The following is a 16845-nucleotide window of genomic DNA, read 5'->3' as shown; positions in this document are numbered from 1 at the left end:
GTCGATACCGAAGGAGCGACACCGAAGCGAAAGCGCAGGCAAAAATAAAACCCCGGCTCAGGCATGAGCCGGGGCATTCGTTAGGCGTATTGTGGTCAAAAACACCGGGAATTGCAAGGATTTAGGCTTTTTTGCGCAGTCGCAGGAAGGCATGCAGCAGGATGGCGCCGAAAGTCGCGGTGCCGATGCCGCCCAGCACGAAGCTGCCCAGCCTGACCGTGAAATCGCCTGCGCCGAACACCATCGTGACCGCGGCCACGATGAGATTGCGGTTGTCGGAAAAATCGACACGATTGACCACCCATATGCGCGCGCCCGTCACGGCGATCAGTCCGAACACTACGACGGACATGCCACCCAGTACCGGGCCGGGTATGGCCTGGATCAGGGCACCGAACTTGGGCGAGAAACCCAGCACCACGGCGATCAGCGCCGCCACCACGAATATGAGGGTCGAGTAGATGCGGGTAGCCGCCATGACGCCGATGTTCTCGGCGTAGGTGGTGACGCCCGTTCCGCCCACCGCGGCCGATACGAGGGTGGCCAAGCCGTCGCCCACGAAGGCCCGGCCCAGGTAGCGGTCCAGATTCTGTCCGGTCATGGCGCTGACCGCCTTCACGTGGCCGAGGTTTTCCGCCACCAGGATGACGACCACCGGCACGATCAGACCCATGGCGCTGGCGTGGAAAACCGGCGTGGCCAACACAGGTAGACCGAGCCAGGCCGCGCTGACCACATTGGAGAAGTCCATGGGCCTGCCCAGCCCCAGGACGTTGGCGCACAGCACATAGATGATGCATGCCAGAATCAGGCCAAGCAGGATCAGCAGGCGCTGCGCCATGCCGCGGGTGAACACGGCCACCCCGCCCACGCAGAGTAGGGTGACCAAAGCCATGGCCGTATCGAAGCTGCCGTGTCCCATGGCGTTCTTGGCCGCCAGGGGTGCGAGATTCAGGCCGATCACGGCCACCACCGCTCCTGTGACCACCGGCGGCATCAGGACTTCGATCCAGTCGGAACCTTTGTTCGATCGGGCATCGGCGGCCCAAACAACAAGCCCGATCAGCACATACGCCAGGCCGCAGGCCATGATGCCGCCCAGCGCCACGCCGATATTGGGGTTCGGACCGTTGCCCGTGTAGCCGGTGGCGACGATGACCCCGCCGATGAAACCGAAGCTGGACCCCAAGTAGCTGGGGACCCGACCGCCGACAAAAAGAAAGAAGATCAGGGTGCCCACGCCCGACATGAGTAGGCACAGGCTGGGGTTGAAACCCATGAGCAGCGGCGCCAGCACCGTGGAGCCGAACATGGCGACCACATGCTGGGCGCCCATAACCAGGGTGCGCGCGCCCGACAGTTTCTCGTCAGGCGCGACAACGGCATCCGAAGCGACTGCCTCGACACGGCGCCAGGTGGGGAAGTAGGTGGCACGATTGGACATACACTGACTCAAATGAAATAATTATTTCAAGTGTAGACGTGGCCCATAACCGGGGCAACAATACACGCATCGGGCGCCCGGCTTACGGGCGCTAGCCGTTTTACTCCGACGGAGTCGTCATCATGTCCCTGTCCATCTCGCCGATCTCTGCCGTGGTATCCGTACTGTCCAGCGCTGCGAGGCTTTTCGAGCCTGCGCCAAAGAAAAATGCCTCAATGGAATCGGCCGTGCAAGTCAATGCCGCTTCCGCCACGCCCGTGCAGCAAGGCATACAGCTGACCGGGGGCGTCGCCTCGGCTGGCGGCGCCTCAAGCGCCAGCCCGGTAAACGGCGCGGCGGGTAGCTCGTCCAGCGGCGGAGGCGCCGCCAAGGCTTCGAAGGGCGGCGGCTCGTCCTCGGACACCGCCACCGCGGAACTGCAGCAGCTCGAAGCCGAACTGCAGGCCATCATGGCCCAGATCCAGGCATTGCAGTCGAACAGCAGCACGTCGACCAGCACGAGCAGCAACGCCACGGGCGGCCAGATCGCCGCGCTCTCCTCCCAGGAAACCACGCTCGAAGCCCAGATCCAGGAACTGCAATCGCAGTCGGGCACGGGTTCCGCAACCGCCTGATGGCGGCCCCGACTTGCCTGTATCACCGATGTCTGAATTCTGGTTCGTCCGCCACGGCGAAACCGACTGGAACCGCGAAAGACGCCTGCAGGGCTGGCAGGACATCCCCCTGAACGACACGGGCCTGAGTCAGGCTGCCCGCCTGGCCCGGCGCCTGCGCGAGGACGCGATGCTGATTCCCTTCGCCGCGCTCTACAGCAGCGACCTGCGGCGCGCGCGCGCCACGGCCCAGGCCGTGAGCGCAGCCACAGGTCTGCCTGTGCATATCGAGCACGGCATACGCGAGCGCAACTTCGGCGTTCTCGAAGGCCTGCAATACGAGACCCTGGACCAGACCGCACCCGAAGCGGCCGCCGCCTGGCGCAGCCGCGATCCCGATCGCGTACTCAAGGGCGGCGAAAGCCTCGGTGGGTTCAATAGCCGCGTTCTATACACCATCGAAGCGCTGGCCCGGCGCCATACGGGCCATCGCGTCCTGGTGGTGACTCACGGGGGCGCACTGGACATCATCTGGCGCCGGGCCAACGGCATCGCGCTGAGCGAACCGCGCCACACCAGGATGGCCAACGCCGCAATCAACCGCGTGTGCGTCGATGACGGAGGCTGGCACGTGCTGGACTGGGGCGACGACAGCCATATCGCCGAACCCGCGCGCGACGGTGTGGTCTGACGACGATTTGCGATACTGAGCGCATCGCCCACCACGGGCGTAAAGCGCGCAGGCGCCTAAGTGGCGGCGATGCGGCTTACGAATCCATCGACCTAGGTTTGCGCGGCGCATTGCGCGCCAGGCGATCGTAGACGGCATCGGGCAGCAGGCGCATAAGCTTGGCCACCACACCCATTTGCCAGGGAATCACCGTATACGACACGCCACGCTCGATGGCAGCGTGCGCTTTTTCGGCAAACGCATCGACCGGCATCAGGAACGGCATGCGATAGGGATTGTGCTGCGTCATCGGCGTATCGATATAACCGGGTGCGATCGTCACCACGCGCACGCCGCTGTCTGCGAGTTCGAGCCGCAGGCTTTCGCAATAGACCGCCACCGCCGCCTTGGAAGCGCTGTAGGCTCCCGCGCCGGGCAGTCCGCGGATGCCGGCTACGCTGGCCATACCCACCAGACGCCCCGCCTTTGCCTCGCGCATGGGCGCGACGAAAGGTTCGAAAGTGGCGAGCGTTGCCAGCAGATTGGTTTCGACGATGGACTGAAACACGGCATGGTCGGCGGTCTCACCGGTTATCGTGCCGGCGCTAATACCGGCGCTGGCGATCACTGCGTCGACGCGGCCTTCGCCGCGGGCGATGAAGTCATGGGCCGCGGCGTGCAGGATGTCCCGGTCGCGCACGTCCAGGGCGTAACAACGGTGCTGCCCGGGCAGGGACTCGGCCAGCTCGCGCAGCACATGGCCGCGGCGTCCGACCAGCCCGAGGCTGGCGCCGTCGGCCGCATAACGCTTGGCCAATGCCAGGCCCAGGCCACTGCTGGCACCAGTGATAAAAACACGCTTCATTGGAAAGTCCCGCCCAGAGAAAGCCGGTTGCCGGCCAGGTATTGCGCAAGGCGCCGGCTTACAGGAATATCCAGGCCAGGATGGCCGCGACAAGGACCCACTTCACAACGTAATAGAGTGTCTTGTTGTATTGCTTGAGACGCTTGCCGAGCCGGCGTACGGCGTAGACGGTGCCGAAGATACGATTGATGCCTCCGGTGCGATCGCCGGCTTCATTGGGCGAAGCGGCCGAGCGCAGCAGCAGGTCGCCGAAAAAATGGTTGACGGCCTGCGTCCAGCGGTACTTCATGGGCCGCTCGATGTCCGCGAAAAGGATGATGCGATTCTGGTCGGTGGCGTTTTCGGCGTAATGGATGAAGGTTTCATCGAACATCACCGCTTCACCGTCGCGCCAGTGGTAGCGCTGGCCGTCCACCTCGATGAAGCAGGCCGGATCGTTGGGCGTGATCAGGCCCATATGAAAACGCAAGGAACCGCCGTAGGGGTCGCGGTGACGCGGCAGGCGCGCGCCCGGCGGCAGAGACGCGAACAGCACGGCCTTCACGCCGGGAATCTTCTTGACCAGCCCGGTGGTGTAAGGGCAGAACTCGAGCGCGGAGGGCTGCGGCGCTTCGTCGTACCACTTGAGATAGAAGCGCCCCCAACCGGTCTTGAAGAAGGAATTGAAGCCCGCGTCGTTGTACTGCGCTGAAGGCTTGATCTTGCCGTCGCCGAACAACGCGACGGCCTCAGCGCGGATTTCCTGCCAGTGGTCCTTGAGGACCTGCAGCTGCGGGAAAAGCGCCAGATCGATATAGGGCGTGTTCGGCACGGCCGAAAACGCATACATGAAGGTGTTGATGGGCGCGAAGAAGGTGGAGTGGTCCAGAGCCTGCCGGGAAAACTTGTGGCGCACACGGCCACGATAGTGAATGTAGATGGCAGTGAGGACGAAAAGGGCGAGGATGAACCACTTGATCATGGCGCGGCAACCTTCAATGCTTGGCGTGCAGTTCCTGCAAGGGATAGACTTTCAGGCCGTGTCCCTGGCGCAGGTATTGCATGCCCTCGACCGCGGCGCGAGCGCCGGCGATGGTGGTGAACAGCGTAACGCGGTTCATGAGCGACTGGGTGCGGATGGCGCGCGAGTCGGCGATGGCGTTGCGGCGTTCCTCTACGGTGTTGATCACCAGCGCGACTTCGCCGTTCTTGACCATGTCGACGATGTTCGGCCGCCCCTCGGCCACCTTGTTCACCACCACCACGGGAATTCCGGCTGCTTCGATATGGGCCGCGGTGCCGCGCGTGGCGACGAGCTTGAAGCCCAGCTGATGCAGGCCTCGGGCCACTTCGACAGCGCGCAGCTTGTCCTGGTTTTTCACGCTGATGAACACGGTGCCGGACTCGGGCAGACGCACGCCGGCGGCCAGCTGAGATTTGACGAAGGCCTCGCCGAAGCTCTGGCCCACACCCATGACTTCGCCGGTGGACTTCATCTCGGGACCGAGGATGGTGTCTACGCCCGGAAACTTGACGAAGGGGAACACAGCCTCCTTGACGGAGAAGTACGTAGGCACGACTTCGGCCGTGACGCCCTGCTGCTCAAGAGTGCGGCCGGCCATGGCGCGCGCGGCGATCTTGGCCAACTGCAGGCCGGTAGCCTTGGAAACATAGGGCACGGTGCGCGAAGCGCGCGGATTGACTTCGAGCACGTAGACATCGCCGTTCTGAATGGCGAACTGCACGTTCATCAGGCCGATGACGTTCAGCGCGCGCGCCATGACGGCCGTCTGGCGCTTGATCTCGGCGATGGTGTCGGCCGAGAGCGAATATGGCGGCAGGCTGCAGGCCGAGTCGCCCGAGTGCACGCCAGCCTGCTCGATGTGCTCCATGACGCCGCCGATGAAGACGGCCTGGCCGTCAGACAGGCAGTCGACGTCGACTTCGATGGCGTCATTCAGGAAACGGTCGAGCAGCACCGGGGAATCGTTGCTGACCTTCACGGCCTCGCGCATGTAGCGCTCCAAGTCCTGCTGCTCGTGCACGATCTCCATGGCGCGGCCGCCCAGCACGTAGCTGGGGCGCACCACCAGCGGATAGCCAATGTCGGCGGCATGGGCCAGGGCCTCGCTCTCGGTGCGCGCCGTGCGGTTGGGCGGCTGGCGCAAGCCGAGCTTGTGCAGCAGCTTCTGGAAGCGCTCGCGATCTTCGGCCACGTCGATGGACTCGGGGCTGGTGCCGATGATGGGCACGCCATTGGCTTCCAACGCGCGCGCGAGTTTGAGCGGCGTCTGGCCGCCATACTGCACGATCATGCCAACCGGCTTTTCCTTGTGCACGATCTCGAGCACGTCTTCGAGCGTGAGCGGCTCGAAATAGAGGCGGTCGGAAGTGTCGTAATCGGTGGAGACGGTTTCCGGGTTGCAGTTGACCATGATGGTCTCGAAACCGTCTTCGCGCAGCGCCAGGGCGGCATGGACGCAGCAGTAATCGAATTCAATGCCCTGGCCGATGCGGTTGGGCCCCCCCCCCAACACGATGATCTTCTTGCGATCGGTGGGCGCGGCTTCGCACTCTTGCTCGTAGGTCGAGTACATATAGGCCGTGTGCGTGGCGAACTCGGCCGCGCAGGTGTCCACGCGCTTGTAGACCGGGCGCACATTGAACTGGTGGCGCAGCTTGCGCACCTCGGCTTCGGACGAGTCCAACAGATACGCCAGGCGGCGGTCGGAGAAACCACGGCGCTTCAGTTCCCACACCGTAGCCTGATCCAGGTCGGCCAGCGTCTTTTGCTCGAGCGCGAGCTCGATGTCGACGATTTCCTTGATCTGCGCCAGGAACCAGGGGTCGATCTTGGTCAGCGCGAACACCTCGTCGAGCGTGAAGCCCTGCGCGAAGGCGTCGCCCACGTACCAGATGCGCTCGGGGCCGGGTTCGCCCAGTTCGAGCTGCAAACGCTCGCGATCGGTGGTCTTCTGGTTCAGGCCGTCCACGCCCACTTCCAGTCCGCGCAAGGCCTTCTGAAAAGATTCCTGAAAGGTGCGTCCGATGGCCATGACTTCGCCCACCGACTTCATCTGCGTGGTCAGGCGCGCATCGGCCTGCGGGAATTTCTCGAAGGCGAAACGCGGCACCTTGGTAACCACGTAGTCGATGGAGGGCTCGAACGAGGCGGGCGTGGCGCCGCCGGTGATCTCGTTGCGCAGCTCATCCAGCGTATAGCCCACGGCCAGGCGTGCAGCAACCTTGGCGATGGGAAAGCCCGTGGCCTTGGAGGCCAGTGCAGACGAACGCGAGACGCGCGGGTTCATCTCGATGACGATCATGCGGCCGTTCTTGGGATTGACCGCGAACTGCACGTTCGAGCCGCCCGTATCCACGCCGATCTCGCGCAGCACCGCGATGGATGCGTCGCGCATGATCTGGTATTCCTTGTCCGTCAAGGTCTGCGCCGGCGCGACGGTGATGGAGTCGCCGGTATGCACGCCCATGGGATCGAGGTTCTCGATCGAGCAGACGATGATGCAGTTGTCCGCCCTGTCGCGGACCACTTCCATTTCGAATTCCTTCCAGCCCAGGAGCGACTCCTCGATCAGCAGCTCGCTGGTGGGCGAGGCCTCCAGGCCGCGGCGGCAGATGGTTTCGAATTCTTCGGGGTTGTAGGCGATGCCGCCGCCCGAGCCGCCCATGGTGAAGCTGGGACGGATAACGGAGGGAAAGCCCGAGGAACCGGTTTCGATGGCGATGCGCTTTTGCACCTCCCAGGCCTCGTCCATATTGTGGGCCACGCCCGACTTGGCCGACTCCAGGCCGATATCGGTCATGGCCAGCTTGAATTTCTGGCGGTCCTCGGCCTTTTCGATGGCCTGCTCGTTGGCGCCGATCAGCTCGACCTTGTATTTGGCCAGCACGCCGTGGCGCGCCAGATCGAGCGCGCAATTAAGCGCCGTCTGGCCGCCCATGGTGGGCAGCAGCGCGTCGGGCTTCTCGCGCTCGATGATCTTCTCGACCGCCTGCCAGGTAATGGGCTCGATGTAGGTGACATCGGCCGTTTCCGGGTCGGTCATGATGGTGGCGGGGTTGCTGTTGACCAGGATGGTGCGGTAGCCCTCGGCCTTGAGCGCCTTGCACGCCTGCGCGCCGGAATAGTCGAACTCGCAGGCCTGCCCGATGATGATGGGGCCGGCGCCGATGATCAGGATGCTTCTTAGGTCTGTACGCTTGGGCATGATGAGTTCTTTTTACTTGCGGGCCGCTTGCATCAGGCCGATGAATTTGTCGAACAGCACGATGATGTCGTGCGGGCCGGGGCTGGCTTCGGGATGACCCTGGAAGCAAAAGGCCGGCCGGTCGGTCAGCTCGAAGCCTTGCAAGGTGCCGTCGAACAGCGACACGTGCGTGACGCGCACGTTCGCGGGAAGCGAGCCGGCGTCCACCGCGAAGCCGTGGTTCTGGCTGGTGATGAAGACGCGCCGGCTCTGCAGATCCTGCACGGGATGGTTGGCCCCGTGGTGGCCGGTTTTCATCTTGACCGTCCGGCCGCCCACGGCCAGGCCCATGATCTGGTGGCCCAGACAGATGCCGAAGACGGGCAGCTTGCGATCGAGGAAGGTGCGCGTGGCCGCGATGGCATAGTCGCAAGGCTCGGGATCGCCAGGGCCGTTGGACAGGAACACGCCGTCCGGGTTGAGCGCGAGGACCTCGTGCGCGCCGGTTTGCGCGGGCACGAGCGTGACGCGGCAACCGCGGTCGGCCAGCAGGCGCAGGATGTTGCTCTTGACGCCGAAGTCGTAGGCGACCACGTGGAAGGCATCTTGCTCGGGCGCGGTAAAACCCTCGCCCAGTTGCCAGGTGCCTTGCGTCCAGTTCGATTGCTCGGTGCCGGACACAACCTTGGCCAGGTCCTGGCCGGACATGCCTGGGAAGGTTCTGGCCAGCTCGACGGCCTTGTCGGCGTCGTCTCCCACCAGGATGCACGCGCCCTGCGCGCCTTTGTCGCGCAGGATGCGTGTCAACTTGCGGGTGTCGATGCCGGAGATGGCGACCACGCCCTGCGCGGCCAGGTAGTCGGGCAGCGACTGCGTGGCGCGGAAGTTGGACACGCGGGCCGGGCAGTCGCGCACCACGAGACCTGCGGCGAACACCCGGCGCGATTCGACGTCTTCGGTGTTAACGCCGGTATTGCCGATGTGCGGATAGGTCAGCGTGACGATCTGGCCACTGTAGCTGGGGTCGGTGAGAATTTCCTGGTAGCCGGTCATCGCGGTGTTGAACACCACTTCGGCCACCGAATGCCCCGGCGCGCCGATCGACACGCCTCGAAAGACCGTGCCATCCGCCAGAGCCAATATTGCGGGAGGGCGTTTGCCTTGATTCGGCCCCTCGGGAAAAAGTAGCGCCAGCACAGTGAGAACCCCAATTCAAAAATCAGTAATCAAACCTTCAAATTATAGCTCAAACGCGACTTTTCCCCGAAGAACTGCGCCAGATAAGGCTGAAACGGGTGCTTTTCCCCCAGGACTACCTCTTGAGTAAAGCGCGCGCCCTCTGCGAGGACCGGGCACTGGTGATAGGCTAGGAACTTGCAATGCGCGCGGGACGCGCGCCCGATGATCACCCCGGCCTTATCGACGTTTATGACCAGCCTGCTCGACTCCCTGCGCCAGTACACCACCGTGGTCGCCGACACTGGCGATTTCGAGGCTATGCGCGCGCTGCGCCCTACCGACGCCACCACCAATCCCTCCTTGATCTTAAAGGCCGTGCAGCTCGATGCTTATAAGCCGCTGCTGCAGCAAACCGTGCGCGCCCATCGCGGCGCGCCAGTGCCGGAACTGACCGACCGCCTGCTGGTAGCTTTCGGCCAGGAGATCCTGCGCATCGTACCGGGCCGGGTATCGACCGAGGTGGACGCGCGCCTGTCCTTCGACACGCGCGCCACGATCGAGCGCGCCCGCGGCCTGATCGCCCTATATGAAGCCGCCGGCGTGCCGCGCGAGCGGGTGCTGATCAAGATCGCCTCGACCTGGGAAGGCATCCAGGCGGCGCGCGTGCTGCAACAGGAAGGCGTGCACTGCAATCTGACGCTGCTCTTCGCCCTGCCCCAGGCCGTGGCCTGCGCGCAGGCCGGCGTGCAACTGATCTCGCCTTTCGTGGGCCGCATCTACGACTGGTACAAGAAGGCGGCGGGCGCACAGTGGGTGGAGGCCGAGCATGCGGGCGCGCAGGACCCGGGCGTGCAATCCGTGGCGCGCATCTACCGCTACTACAAGCAATTCGGGATCAAGACCGAAGTCATGGGCGCGAGCTTTCGCAATTCGGGGCAGATCCTGGCCCTGGCGGGCTGCGACCTGCTGACGATCAGCCCGGAGCTGCTGGCGGAACTGGCCGGCATGCAGGGCAGCGTGACGCCTGCGCTGCCCCCCCCGCAGGACGCGGATCAGCCCATGGAGCGCATGCCGGCCGACGAGGTGAGCTTTCGCATGCTGATGAACGAGGACGCAATGGCCAGCGAGAAGCTGTCGGAAGGCATACGCGCGTTCGTGGCGGACGGGCGCAGGCTGGACGCCCTGCTTGCGCCCCTCTGAAGCCGCCGCCTCAAGGGCAGGCTGGGGAAGGGGAACCGCATCCAGGCCCCTCGCAGACCCACCAAGTGCAATTTAGGCAAGCGGGCTGCGCCCGCTCTGCTAGAATTGCACTTGGTGGGTCCCTTCGCATGGTGCGGCGGTGAACCTGGTCAGGTCGGGAACGAAGCAGCCATAGTCGTTTAGCGCCAGTGCCGAAGTAAGGCTCACCTCTTCATACCTAAAGGGCGCCGTCGGCGCCCTTTTTCATTTCGCCGCATACCCCTTTGCACGCCCATGCGTCATGAGTCCCGGGCATTGCCTAGATCTTGTGCGTGGACAGCAAGATGCTGGTCTCCGTGTTGGCGATGCCTTGAACGCTGCGGATAGCGTTGAGCACACTGTCGAACGACTCCAGCGTGTCGGTGCGCAGCTCGGCGATCAGGTCCCAGCGCCCATTGGTCGTGTGCAAGGCCACCACGTTCGGATTGCCGCGCAGCACACGCCGCACCTCGACTTCGCTATTGCCCTCGACTTCGATCGACATCAGGGCGCGGATGCGGTGCCCTTCAGCCTCAGGCCTGAGCCGAACCGTGTACCCGACGATCGTGCCGTCGGCCTGCAGCTTGGCCATGCGATTCTGCACCGTGGCGCGCGCGATCCGCAACTTCCTGGCCAGCATGACGACCGGCGTTCTCGCATCGGCACGCAACAGGGAGATTAATTCGCGATCAATATCGTCCATTAGTCATTTTGGAATTTTTGGTTGGCAAATTGTAAATATTGACGAATATTTTGCCAACTTGAGCCATTCAAATTGGCACCGCTTCGAGCAAATAATGTCTTCAGGCACATAAGCCGCGAACACAATTTCGAGGAGGCTCCATGACACGCTTCATAGACGTTTCGACCATGTCCGGCCTGATTCATGACCTGGGCGCACCCCGCTTCATAGGGGAACTTGCCGACGCCATCCGGGAAGACTTCCTTGACTGGCCGCAGTTCAACAAGTCGGCGCGCGTCTCCAACCACTCGGACAACGGCGTGATCGAACTCATGCCCGTGTCCAATGCGCAGCGCTATGCGTTCAAGTACGTCAACGGCCATCCCAGCAATACCCGGCACGGGCTTTACACCGTAATGGGCTTCGGAGTGCTGGCCGAGGCGGACACGGGCTACCCCCTGCTGCTATCCGAGCTGACGATCGCGACCGCGCTGCGCACCAGCGCCACCTCGCTGATGGCTGCGCGTGCGCTGGCGCGGCCCGACGCACGCCGCATGGCGTTGATCGGCAACGGCGCGCAAAGCGAATTTCAGGCACTGGCTTTTCATTGCCACCTGGGGATCGACGAGATTGCCGTCTACGATGTGGATCCGCACGCAACCGAAAAGCTGATCCGCAATTTATCGGCCTTCCCCGCCCTGAAGATCACGCAGGCGGCCTCGACGGCCGAGGCGGTGCGCGGCGCGGACATCGTCACGACGGTCACCGCCGCCAAGGCCCACGCCACCGTTCTGACGCCGGACATGATCGAGCCGGGCATGCACATCAACGCCGTGGGCGGCGACTGCCCGGGCAAGACCGAGCTGCATGCCGATATCCTGCGCGCCGCGCGGGTGTTCGTCGAATACGAACCGCAGACGCGCATCGAAGGCGAGATCCAGCAATTGCCGCCGGATTTCCCGGTCGTGGACCTCTGGCGGGTGCTCGCCGGTACCGAGGCCGGCCGCCAAAGCGCCGAACAGGTGACTTTGTTCGACTCCGTCGGCTTTGCGTTGGAGGACTACTCAACCTTGCGCTATGTGCACGAACAGGCGCAGCAGCGCAACCTGGGCCTGACGGTTGAACTGGTGCCCGGATCCGAAGACCCGAAGGATCTGTTCCGCTACACGCGCCCGGATTGCGCGCGTGTAGCGATGCGCCGCGTCGCCTGAAGCATCCCGGACGGGACCGCGTGCCGGCCTGGCGTTATCGCGCTGCGGCTATGCCGGCACCAGCCATTTCAGCCATGGTTTGCGCGAGGCCTTCGTCGCCGCGCCCAATATGTATCGACGGGCGCTGCAGCCATAGCCACCCGGCTACAATTAGGCCATGACATATCTGGTACTGGCCCGCAAATGGCGACCGCGATCCTTCGACACCCTGGTAGGGCAGGATCACGTGGTGCGCGCCCTGACGCACGCGCTGCAGACCCAGCGCCTGCATCATGCCTGGCTATTCACCGGCACGCGCGGAGTGGGCAAGACCACGCTGTCGCGCATTCTGGCCAAGTCGCTCAATTGTGAAATCGGCATTACCCCCACGCCCTGCGGAGTGTGCCGCGCGTGCACGGAAATCGATGCCGGACGCTTCGTCGATTATCTTGAACTGGACGCGGCCTCGAACCGCGGCGTCGACGAAATGACCCAGCTGCTCGAGCAGGCGGTCTACGCGCCGGGCGCCGGGCGCTTCAAGGTCTACATGATCGACGAAGTGCATATGCTCACCGGGCATGCGTTCAACGCCATGCTCAAGACGCTGGAAGAGCCGCCGCCGCACGTCAAGTTCATCCTGGCCACGACCGATCCGCAGAAGATCCCCGCCACAGTGCTGTCGCGCTGCCTGCAGTTCAACCTCAAGCAGATGCCGCCCGAAGCGATCGTGGGCCATCTGCAGAACGTGCTGGGCCAGGAAAGCATTCCCTTCGAAGTTCCGGCCCTGCGCCTGATCGGCCAGGTCGCCGCAGGGTCGATGCGCGATGCCTTGTCGCTCACCGACCAGGCCATCGCCTACAGCGCCGGCGACCTCACCGAGGAAGCGGTGCGCGCAATGCTGGGCACCATAGACCAGCGCCATCTGGCGCGGCTGCTCGACGCGCTGTGCGACGGCGATGCGCCGGGAGTACTGGCCGTGGCAGACGAACTGTCCACGCGCGGCCTGTCGTACGCGGGCGCTCTGGCCGACCTGGCCGTGCTGCTTTCCAGGATCGCCATCGTCCAGCGCGTGCCGGGCGCCCTGCCCGCCGACGACCCGATGACGGCCGACATCGTCCGGCTGGCGCAGCGCATGCATGCCGATACCGTACAACTGTTCTATTCCGTCGCCGTGCACAGCCGCGCCGAACTGACGCTGGCGCCCGACGAATATGCCGGCTTCATCATGACCTGCCTGCGCATGCTGGCGCTCAATGGCGATGCCGGCCCTGCCATGGCCGCGCAAGCACCCACGGCGGCGTCCACGGCCATTGCGCCGGCAGACACGGTCGCGGCGCCGGCCGCCGCAGCCGAACCGAAGCCTGTCGCAGCCCCCTTGCTGGCCCCTACGCGGCCCGATGCCTTGCGTGCCGTCGCCGCGGTCGAACCGCCTTTGGCAACGCGGCGCGCTGGGACGCCGGTCCCGACGCCGATACCTGCCCGCCCGCCAGCCAGCACGCCTCCCTGGGAAGATCTTCCCGTGGCTGAGGCGGCAGCGGCTGAACCACAGACCGAACCAGCACCTGAATCGGCAAACCCGCCCAATGCCGGACCCGCAGCGCAGAGCGCGGCGTCCGAACCCGCACTGCAAAGCGAGCCGCCCGCCGCGCCCGCTGGCGACGAGCCGCCGTCCTGGGTCGATGAAGACATTCCGGACGACGCCGCAGGCTACGACACGAGCGCCGCCTTCACGGCGGACCCGGACGACGAATTCGAAACCCTGGCAGATTCTGCTGTGCCCAGGGCCAATACACCCCGCCCCGCCATTCCCGCTCGCGCAGTGCGCAGACCCGCCTCGCAACAGGCACGGCCGGCCGACATGACGCCGGCCGCATGGCCTGAGCTGGCGGCCCGCCTGCCCCTGAGCGGCCTGGCCGCGGAATTGGCTCGGCAAAGCGCCTGGGCCGGCCTGCAAGGCGACACGGTCACGCTGCGCGTGGCGGTCAAGACGCTGGCCGAAAGCGAAAGCCGCACGCGCCTGCAGACGGTGCTGTGCGAACATTACAGCCAGAGCCTGCGACTGGAGATCGCCGTCGGCGCGACCGGCGAGGCCACGGCCCACGCAGTTGCGCAACAGGAGCGCGCCGCGCGCCAGCAGGCCGCCGAGGATGCAACGGCGGCCGACCCCTTCGTGCAGGCCCTGATCAGCAGCTTCGGCGCCCGCGTGGTGCCAGGCTCGATCCGGCCCGTGGATCCCGCCTGACACACCCGCTAGACACCTACCCAACGAAACCCGGACGGCCACGCCGCCCTCATAGCCAGCACTATTGAAGGAATCTCCCAATCATGATGAAAGGACAACTCGCCGGACTGATGCAGAAAGCGCAGCAGATGCAGGAAAACATGAAAAAGGCCCAGGAAGCCCTGGCCGATATCATGGTGGAAGGCGCGGCCGGAGGCGGCCTGGTCAAGGTCTCCATGAACTGCCGCAACGACGTCAAGCGCGTTTCCGTCGACCCCAGCCTGCTGGGCGAGGACAAGGACATGCTCGAAGACCTGGTCGCCGCTGCGTTCAACGATGCGCTGCGCAAGGTTGAAGCGACCTCGCAGGAGAAAATGGCCGGCGTCACCGCCGGACTGCCCCTGCCTCCGGGAATGAAATTCCCGTTCTGAGATGGAACCGCAGCTGCCCGAACCCGAACCCCTACGTGCCCTGATCGAAGCGCTGCGGCGCTTGCCTGGCGTCGGCGTGCGTTCGGCGCGACGCATGGCCTACCACCTGCTGCAGCATGACGTGCAAGGCGCCGATATCCTGGGCCGGGCGCTGTCGAGCGCGGTAAGCAATCTGCGCCATTGCGCGCGCTGCAACGGCTTTACCGAAGACGAGCTGTGCGCCACCTGCAGCAATCCCCGGCGCGATCCCAGCCAGCTGTGCGTGGTGGAGACGCCGGCGGACCAGAACATGATCGAGTCCAGCCACGGCTACCGCGGGCTGTACTACGTGCTGATGGGACGCATTGCGCCGCTGGAAGGCATAGGACCCAGCGAGCTGGGCTTTCAGCGCCTGCTGGATCGGACCGGCGATGGCGTGGTGCAGGAGGTGATCCTGGCCACCAATTTCACGGCCGAGGGCGAGACCACGGCGCACTTCATCGGCGAGGCCCTGGCATCGCGCGGATTAAAGGTCACGCGGCTGGCGCGGGGCGTCCCGGCGGGCAGCGAACTGGAGTACGTCGATGCCGGCACGATCGCCTGGGCCATGATGGAACGACGGGTCCGCTGATTATTAATTCGATTTGTTCATCGCGTTGAACTGCTGGGTCAGATAGGTACTGGTGGCGTTCATGGTCGAGAGCAGCGTGCTCAGGTGGGAAAACTGGCTGCGATACCGGTTCATGTCGCCCGTGACCCGGCTTATCAGGCTGGTCTGCTGATTCTGCAGTGCGGTAATGGTTTGCTGAAGCCCGCTCGTGACGCTGGCGAGCATGCCGGTAACGCCCGTCTTGCCCAGGATGGTGTCGGCTGCGCCCTGGATCTGGGCGGCCAGGCCGCCGCTGCCGGTGAACAGCCCGGCCAGATCGGCGGGATGTTTGGCGATCGCCTCGGACAGCTTGGTGCCGTCCATGCTGAGCTTGCCGTTCAACGGATTCGTGCTCAGTCCCATGTCGGCCAGCGAATGCAGCGCACCGGATCCCACGAAGACCCGCAGCGCCTGCGCGAGCGAGGTCTGCGCGCGGTGCGTGACGTTGTCGCCGGTAAGCGCGCTGCGCGTGCCGGCGGTGGCATCGAATTTGGTCAGACTGGCTATGACGCTTTGCAGCGCGTTGTAGGCTCCGACAAAGGAACCCACGGCCCCCTGGGTGACGCTGGGATCGCCGACGATGTTCAGGATATTGCCGCCGCCGGAAGCCGTCACGCTGTTGAGGGTGAGGGTGACTCCGTTGACGGCGTCCTGGACGGTGTTGGTGCCGCTGGAGATGGCGATGCCGTTGACCGTGACGGCCGCGTTCCGGGCCGACTGCGACACGGTCAGGGCGCCCCCGGTGCCGCCCGCGGCGTAGTCCAGGGCGCCAGCCAACGTATTGTTACCGCCGACGGCGACGCTGGAAATGGCATTGCTGGCGCCGGTCTGCGCGCCGGTGAGCATCAGGTAGTAGCCGCCGTTGCCGTCGTTGACCGCCGTGGCGTTCACCCCCGCCTTGGAATTGCTGTTGATGGCGTTGATCACGCCTTGCAGGCTGGTGTCCTTGGCATTGCCCAAATCTATCGTTTCAGCGTCGCCGTTGGCCAGCGTGATGGTGATGGACGCGCCGCTGCCAAAGCTCTGGCTCTTGGCGATTGTGCTGTCGATGAACGTGGACGACTGGAGCTGGTCGGCCTGCGCCAGCGCGGTGACCAGGACCTTGTACGAACCGGCGATGGCGCCCGCGGTGGTTGCAACGGTGACGTCGCTACCCGTGACCGATGATTTCACGGCACTGAAGGTGGTGGCTTTGCCCAGGGCCTGGGCAGCGCTCAGAACGGCTTGAACCGCGCTCTGCAAGGTGCCGTAGGCCGAAATCTTGGTCTGCACGCTGCTGATGCGGTTCTGCAGGACCGTCGTGGGCGAGAGTTCAGCTTTCTGAAGCTGATCCAGAAGCCCTGAAAGATCCAGGCTGGTACCTACGCCCAGCGAGGTGATCAGGCCTGCGTGGGCGGTATTGAAGATCGTATTGCTGCTCATCGCGCGCTCGTCCTTTTCAACATATTCCTAAGCGTTTGATCCTGAATCCACTTCAGCGCATGCGGATTCTGACTAATTGCTTATCGTAACCTGACGATATATTGACGGAAAGGAG

General features: G+C 64.4%; 14 protein-coding genes and 1 other RNA gene. 8 read left to right on the top strand and 7 right to left on the bottom strand.

Annotated features, from left to right (window positions below; genetic code table 11):
* Positions 1-121: 121 nt before the first annotated feature.
* Positions 122-1444, bottom strand: a complete 1323-nt coding sequence (locus H143_RS0111215; protein WP_019938341.1) for a solute carrier family 23 protein — start codon at positions 1442-1444, stop codon at positions 122-124.
* A 122-nt stretch (positions 1445-1566) separates the two neighbouring features.
* On the opposite strand from H143_RS0111215, the gene H143_RS20470 reads away from it, so the two are divergent.
* On the top strand, positions 1567-2058 hold the full coding sequence (locus tag H143_RS20470; RefSeq protein WP_155803377.1) for a hypothetical protein: 492 nt from the start codon (positions 1567-1569) through the stop codon (positions 2056-2058).
* A gap of 28 nt (positions 2059-2086) precedes the next feature.
* Positions 2087-2728: a histidine phosphatase family protein gene (locus H143_RS0111205; RefSeq protein ID WP_019938339.1), complete on the top strand. Its 642-nt coding sequence runs from the start codon at positions 2087-2089 to the stop codon at positions 2726-2728.
* Positions 2729-2804: 76 nt separating this feature from the next.
* On the opposite strand, the gene H143_RS0111200 is transcribed toward H143_RS0111205, so the two are convergent.
* From H143_RS0111200 to carA, 4 genes are read right to left on the bottom strand one after another with little or no spacing between them, the layout of a single operon-like run.
* Complete coding sequence (locus H143_RS0111200; RefSeq protein ID WP_019938338.1) at positions 2805-3572, bottom strand: SDR family oxidoreductase; 768 nt, start codon at positions 3570-3572, stop codon at positions 2805-2807.
* Positions 3573-3630: 58 nt separating this feature from the next.
* On the bottom strand, positions 3631-4530 hold the full coding sequence (lpxO, locus tag H143_RS0111195) for a lipid A hydroxylase LpxO (protein ID WP_026349951.1): 900 nt from the start codon (positions 4528-4530) through the stop codon (positions 3631-3633).
* Positions 4531-4546: 16 nt separating this feature from the next.
* The gene (gene carB / locus H143_RS0111190; protein WP_019938336.1) at positions 4547-7780 is read right to left on the bottom strand and encodes a carbamoyl-phosphate synthase large subunit; all 3234 of its coding nucleotides are present in this window, start codon (positions 7778-7780) and stop codon (positions 4547-4549) included.
* Positions 7781-7792: 12 nt separating this feature from the next.
* A complete protein-coding gene (gene carA, locus H143_RS0111185; protein ID WP_033365465.1) occupies positions 7793-8956 on the bottom strand; it encodes a glutamine-hydrolyzing carbamoyl-phosphate synthase small subunit in 1164 nt (387 codons plus the stop codon).
* Between the two features lie 231 nt (positions 8957-9187).
* Here carA and tal point away from each other — a divergent pair, with 231 nt between their 5' ends.
* Positions 9188-10138 (top strand): transaldolase, encoded by a 951-nt coding sequence (gene tal, locus H143_RS0111175; protein ID WP_019938333.1) that lies wholly within the window; start codon positions 9188-9190, stop codon positions 10136-10138.
* A 113-nt stretch (positions 10139-10251) separates the two neighbouring features.
* Positions 10252-10349: signal recognition particle sRNA small type (gene ffs, locus H143_RS22060), an RNA gene on the top strand.
* 87 nt (positions 10350-10436) lie between these two features.
* Here ffs and H143_RS0111170 read toward each other — a convergent pair.
* Positions 10437-10859 carry an Lrp/AsnC family transcriptional regulator gene (locus H143_RS0111170; RefSeq protein ID WP_019938332.1) on the bottom strand — a complete coding sequence of 141 codons (423 nt, stop codon included), beginning with the start codon at positions 10857-10859 and terminating at the stop codon, positions 10437-10439.
* Positions 10860-10999: 140 nt separating this feature from the next.
* On the opposite strand from H143_RS0111170, the gene H143_RS0111165 reads away from it, so the two are divergent.
* From H143_RS0111165 to recR, 4 genes are all read left to right on the top strand, one after another.
* Positions 11000-12049 (top strand): ornithine cyclodeaminase, encoded by a 1050-nt coding sequence (locus H143_RS0111165; RefSeq protein WP_019938331.1) that lies wholly within the window; start codon positions 11000-11002, stop codon positions 12047-12049.
* Between the two features lie 157 nt (positions 12050-12206).
* Positions 12207-14270 carry a DNA polymerase III subunit gamma/tau gene (locus tag H143_RS0111160; RefSeq protein ID WP_019938330.1) on the top strand — a complete coding sequence of 688 codons (2064 nt, stop codon included), beginning with the start codon at positions 12207-12209 and terminating at the stop codon, positions 14268-14270.
* Positions 14271-14353: 83 nt separating this feature from the next.
* Complete coding sequence (locus H143_RS0111155) at positions 14354-14680, top strand: YbaB/EbfC family nucleoid-associated protein (protein WP_019938329.1); 327 nt, start codon at positions 14354-14356, stop codon at positions 14678-14680.
* Between the two features lies 1 nt (position 14681).
* The gene (gene recR, locus H143_RS0111150; RefSeq protein WP_019938328.1) at positions 14682-15290 is read left to right on the top strand and encodes a recombination mediator RecR; all 609 of its coding nucleotides are present in this window, start codon (positions 14682-14684) and stop codon (positions 15288-15290) included.
* A gap of 3 nt (positions 15291-15293) precedes the next feature.
* On the opposite strand, the gene fliD is transcribed toward recR, so the two are convergent.
* Positions 15294-16730 carry a flagellar filament capping protein FliD gene (gene fliD, locus H143_RS0111145; RefSeq protein WP_019938327.1) on the bottom strand — a complete coding sequence of 479 codons (1437 nt, stop codon included), beginning with the start codon at positions 16728-16730 and terminating at the stop codon, positions 15294-15296.
* Positions 16731-16845 lie beyond the last annotated feature (115 nt).

This window comes from Bordetella sp. FB-8, from assembly GCF_000382185.1.
GTDB lineage: Bacteria > Pseudomonadota > Gammaproteobacteria > Burkholderiales > Burkholderiaceae_B > Bordetella.
This window is presented reverse-complemented; position numbering and strand designations above follow the sequence as displayed.

Bases quoted from the DNA above. Each gene is read 5' to 3' on its own strand.
- H143_RS0111215 (WP_019938341.1), bottom strand. From the start codon at position 1,444: ATGTCCAATCGTGCCACCTACTTCCCCACCTGGCGCCGTGTCGAGGCA.
- H143_RS20470 (WP_155803377.1), top strand. From the start codon at position 1,567: ATGTCCCTGTCCATCTCGCCGATCTCTGCCGTGGTATCCGTACTGTCC.
- H143_RS0111205 (WP_019938339.1), top strand. From the start codon at position 2,087: ATGTCTGAATTCTGGTTCGTCCGCCACGGCGAAACCGACTGGAACCGC.
- H143_RS0111200 (WP_019938338.1), bottom strand. From the start codon at position 3,572: ATGAAGCGTGTTTTTATCACTGGTGCCAGCAGTGGCCTGGGCCTGGCA.
- carB (WP_019938336.1), bottom strand. From the start codon at position 7,780: ATGCCCAAGCGTACAGACCTAAGAAGCATCCTGATCATCGGCGCCGGC.
- tal (WP_019938333.1), top strand. From the start codon at position 9,188: ATGACCAGCCTGCTCGACTCCCTGCGCCAGTACACCACCGTGGTCGCC.
- H143_RS0111170 (WP_019938332.1), bottom strand. From the start codon at position 10,859: ATGGACGATATTGATCGCGAATTAATCTCCCTGTTGCGTGCCGATGCG.
- H143_RS0111165 (WP_019938331.1), top strand. From the start codon at position 11,000: ATGACACGCTTCATAGACGTTTCGACCATGTCCGGCCTGATTCATGAC.
- H143_RS0111160 (WP_019938330.1), top strand. From the start codon at position 12,207: ATGACATATCTGGTACTGGCCCGCAAATGGCGACCGCGATCCTTCGAC.
- H143_RS0111155 (WP_019938329.1), top strand. From the start codon at position 14,354: ATGATGAAAGGACAACTCGCCGGACTGATGCAGAAAGCGCAGCAGATG.
- recR (WP_019938328.1), top strand. From the start codon at position 14,682: ATGGAACCGCAGCTGCCCGAACCCGAACCCCTACGTGCCCTGATCGAA.
- fliD (WP_019938327.1), bottom strand. From the start codon at position 16,730: ATGAGCAGCAATACGATCTTCAATACCGCCCACGCAGGCCTGATCACC.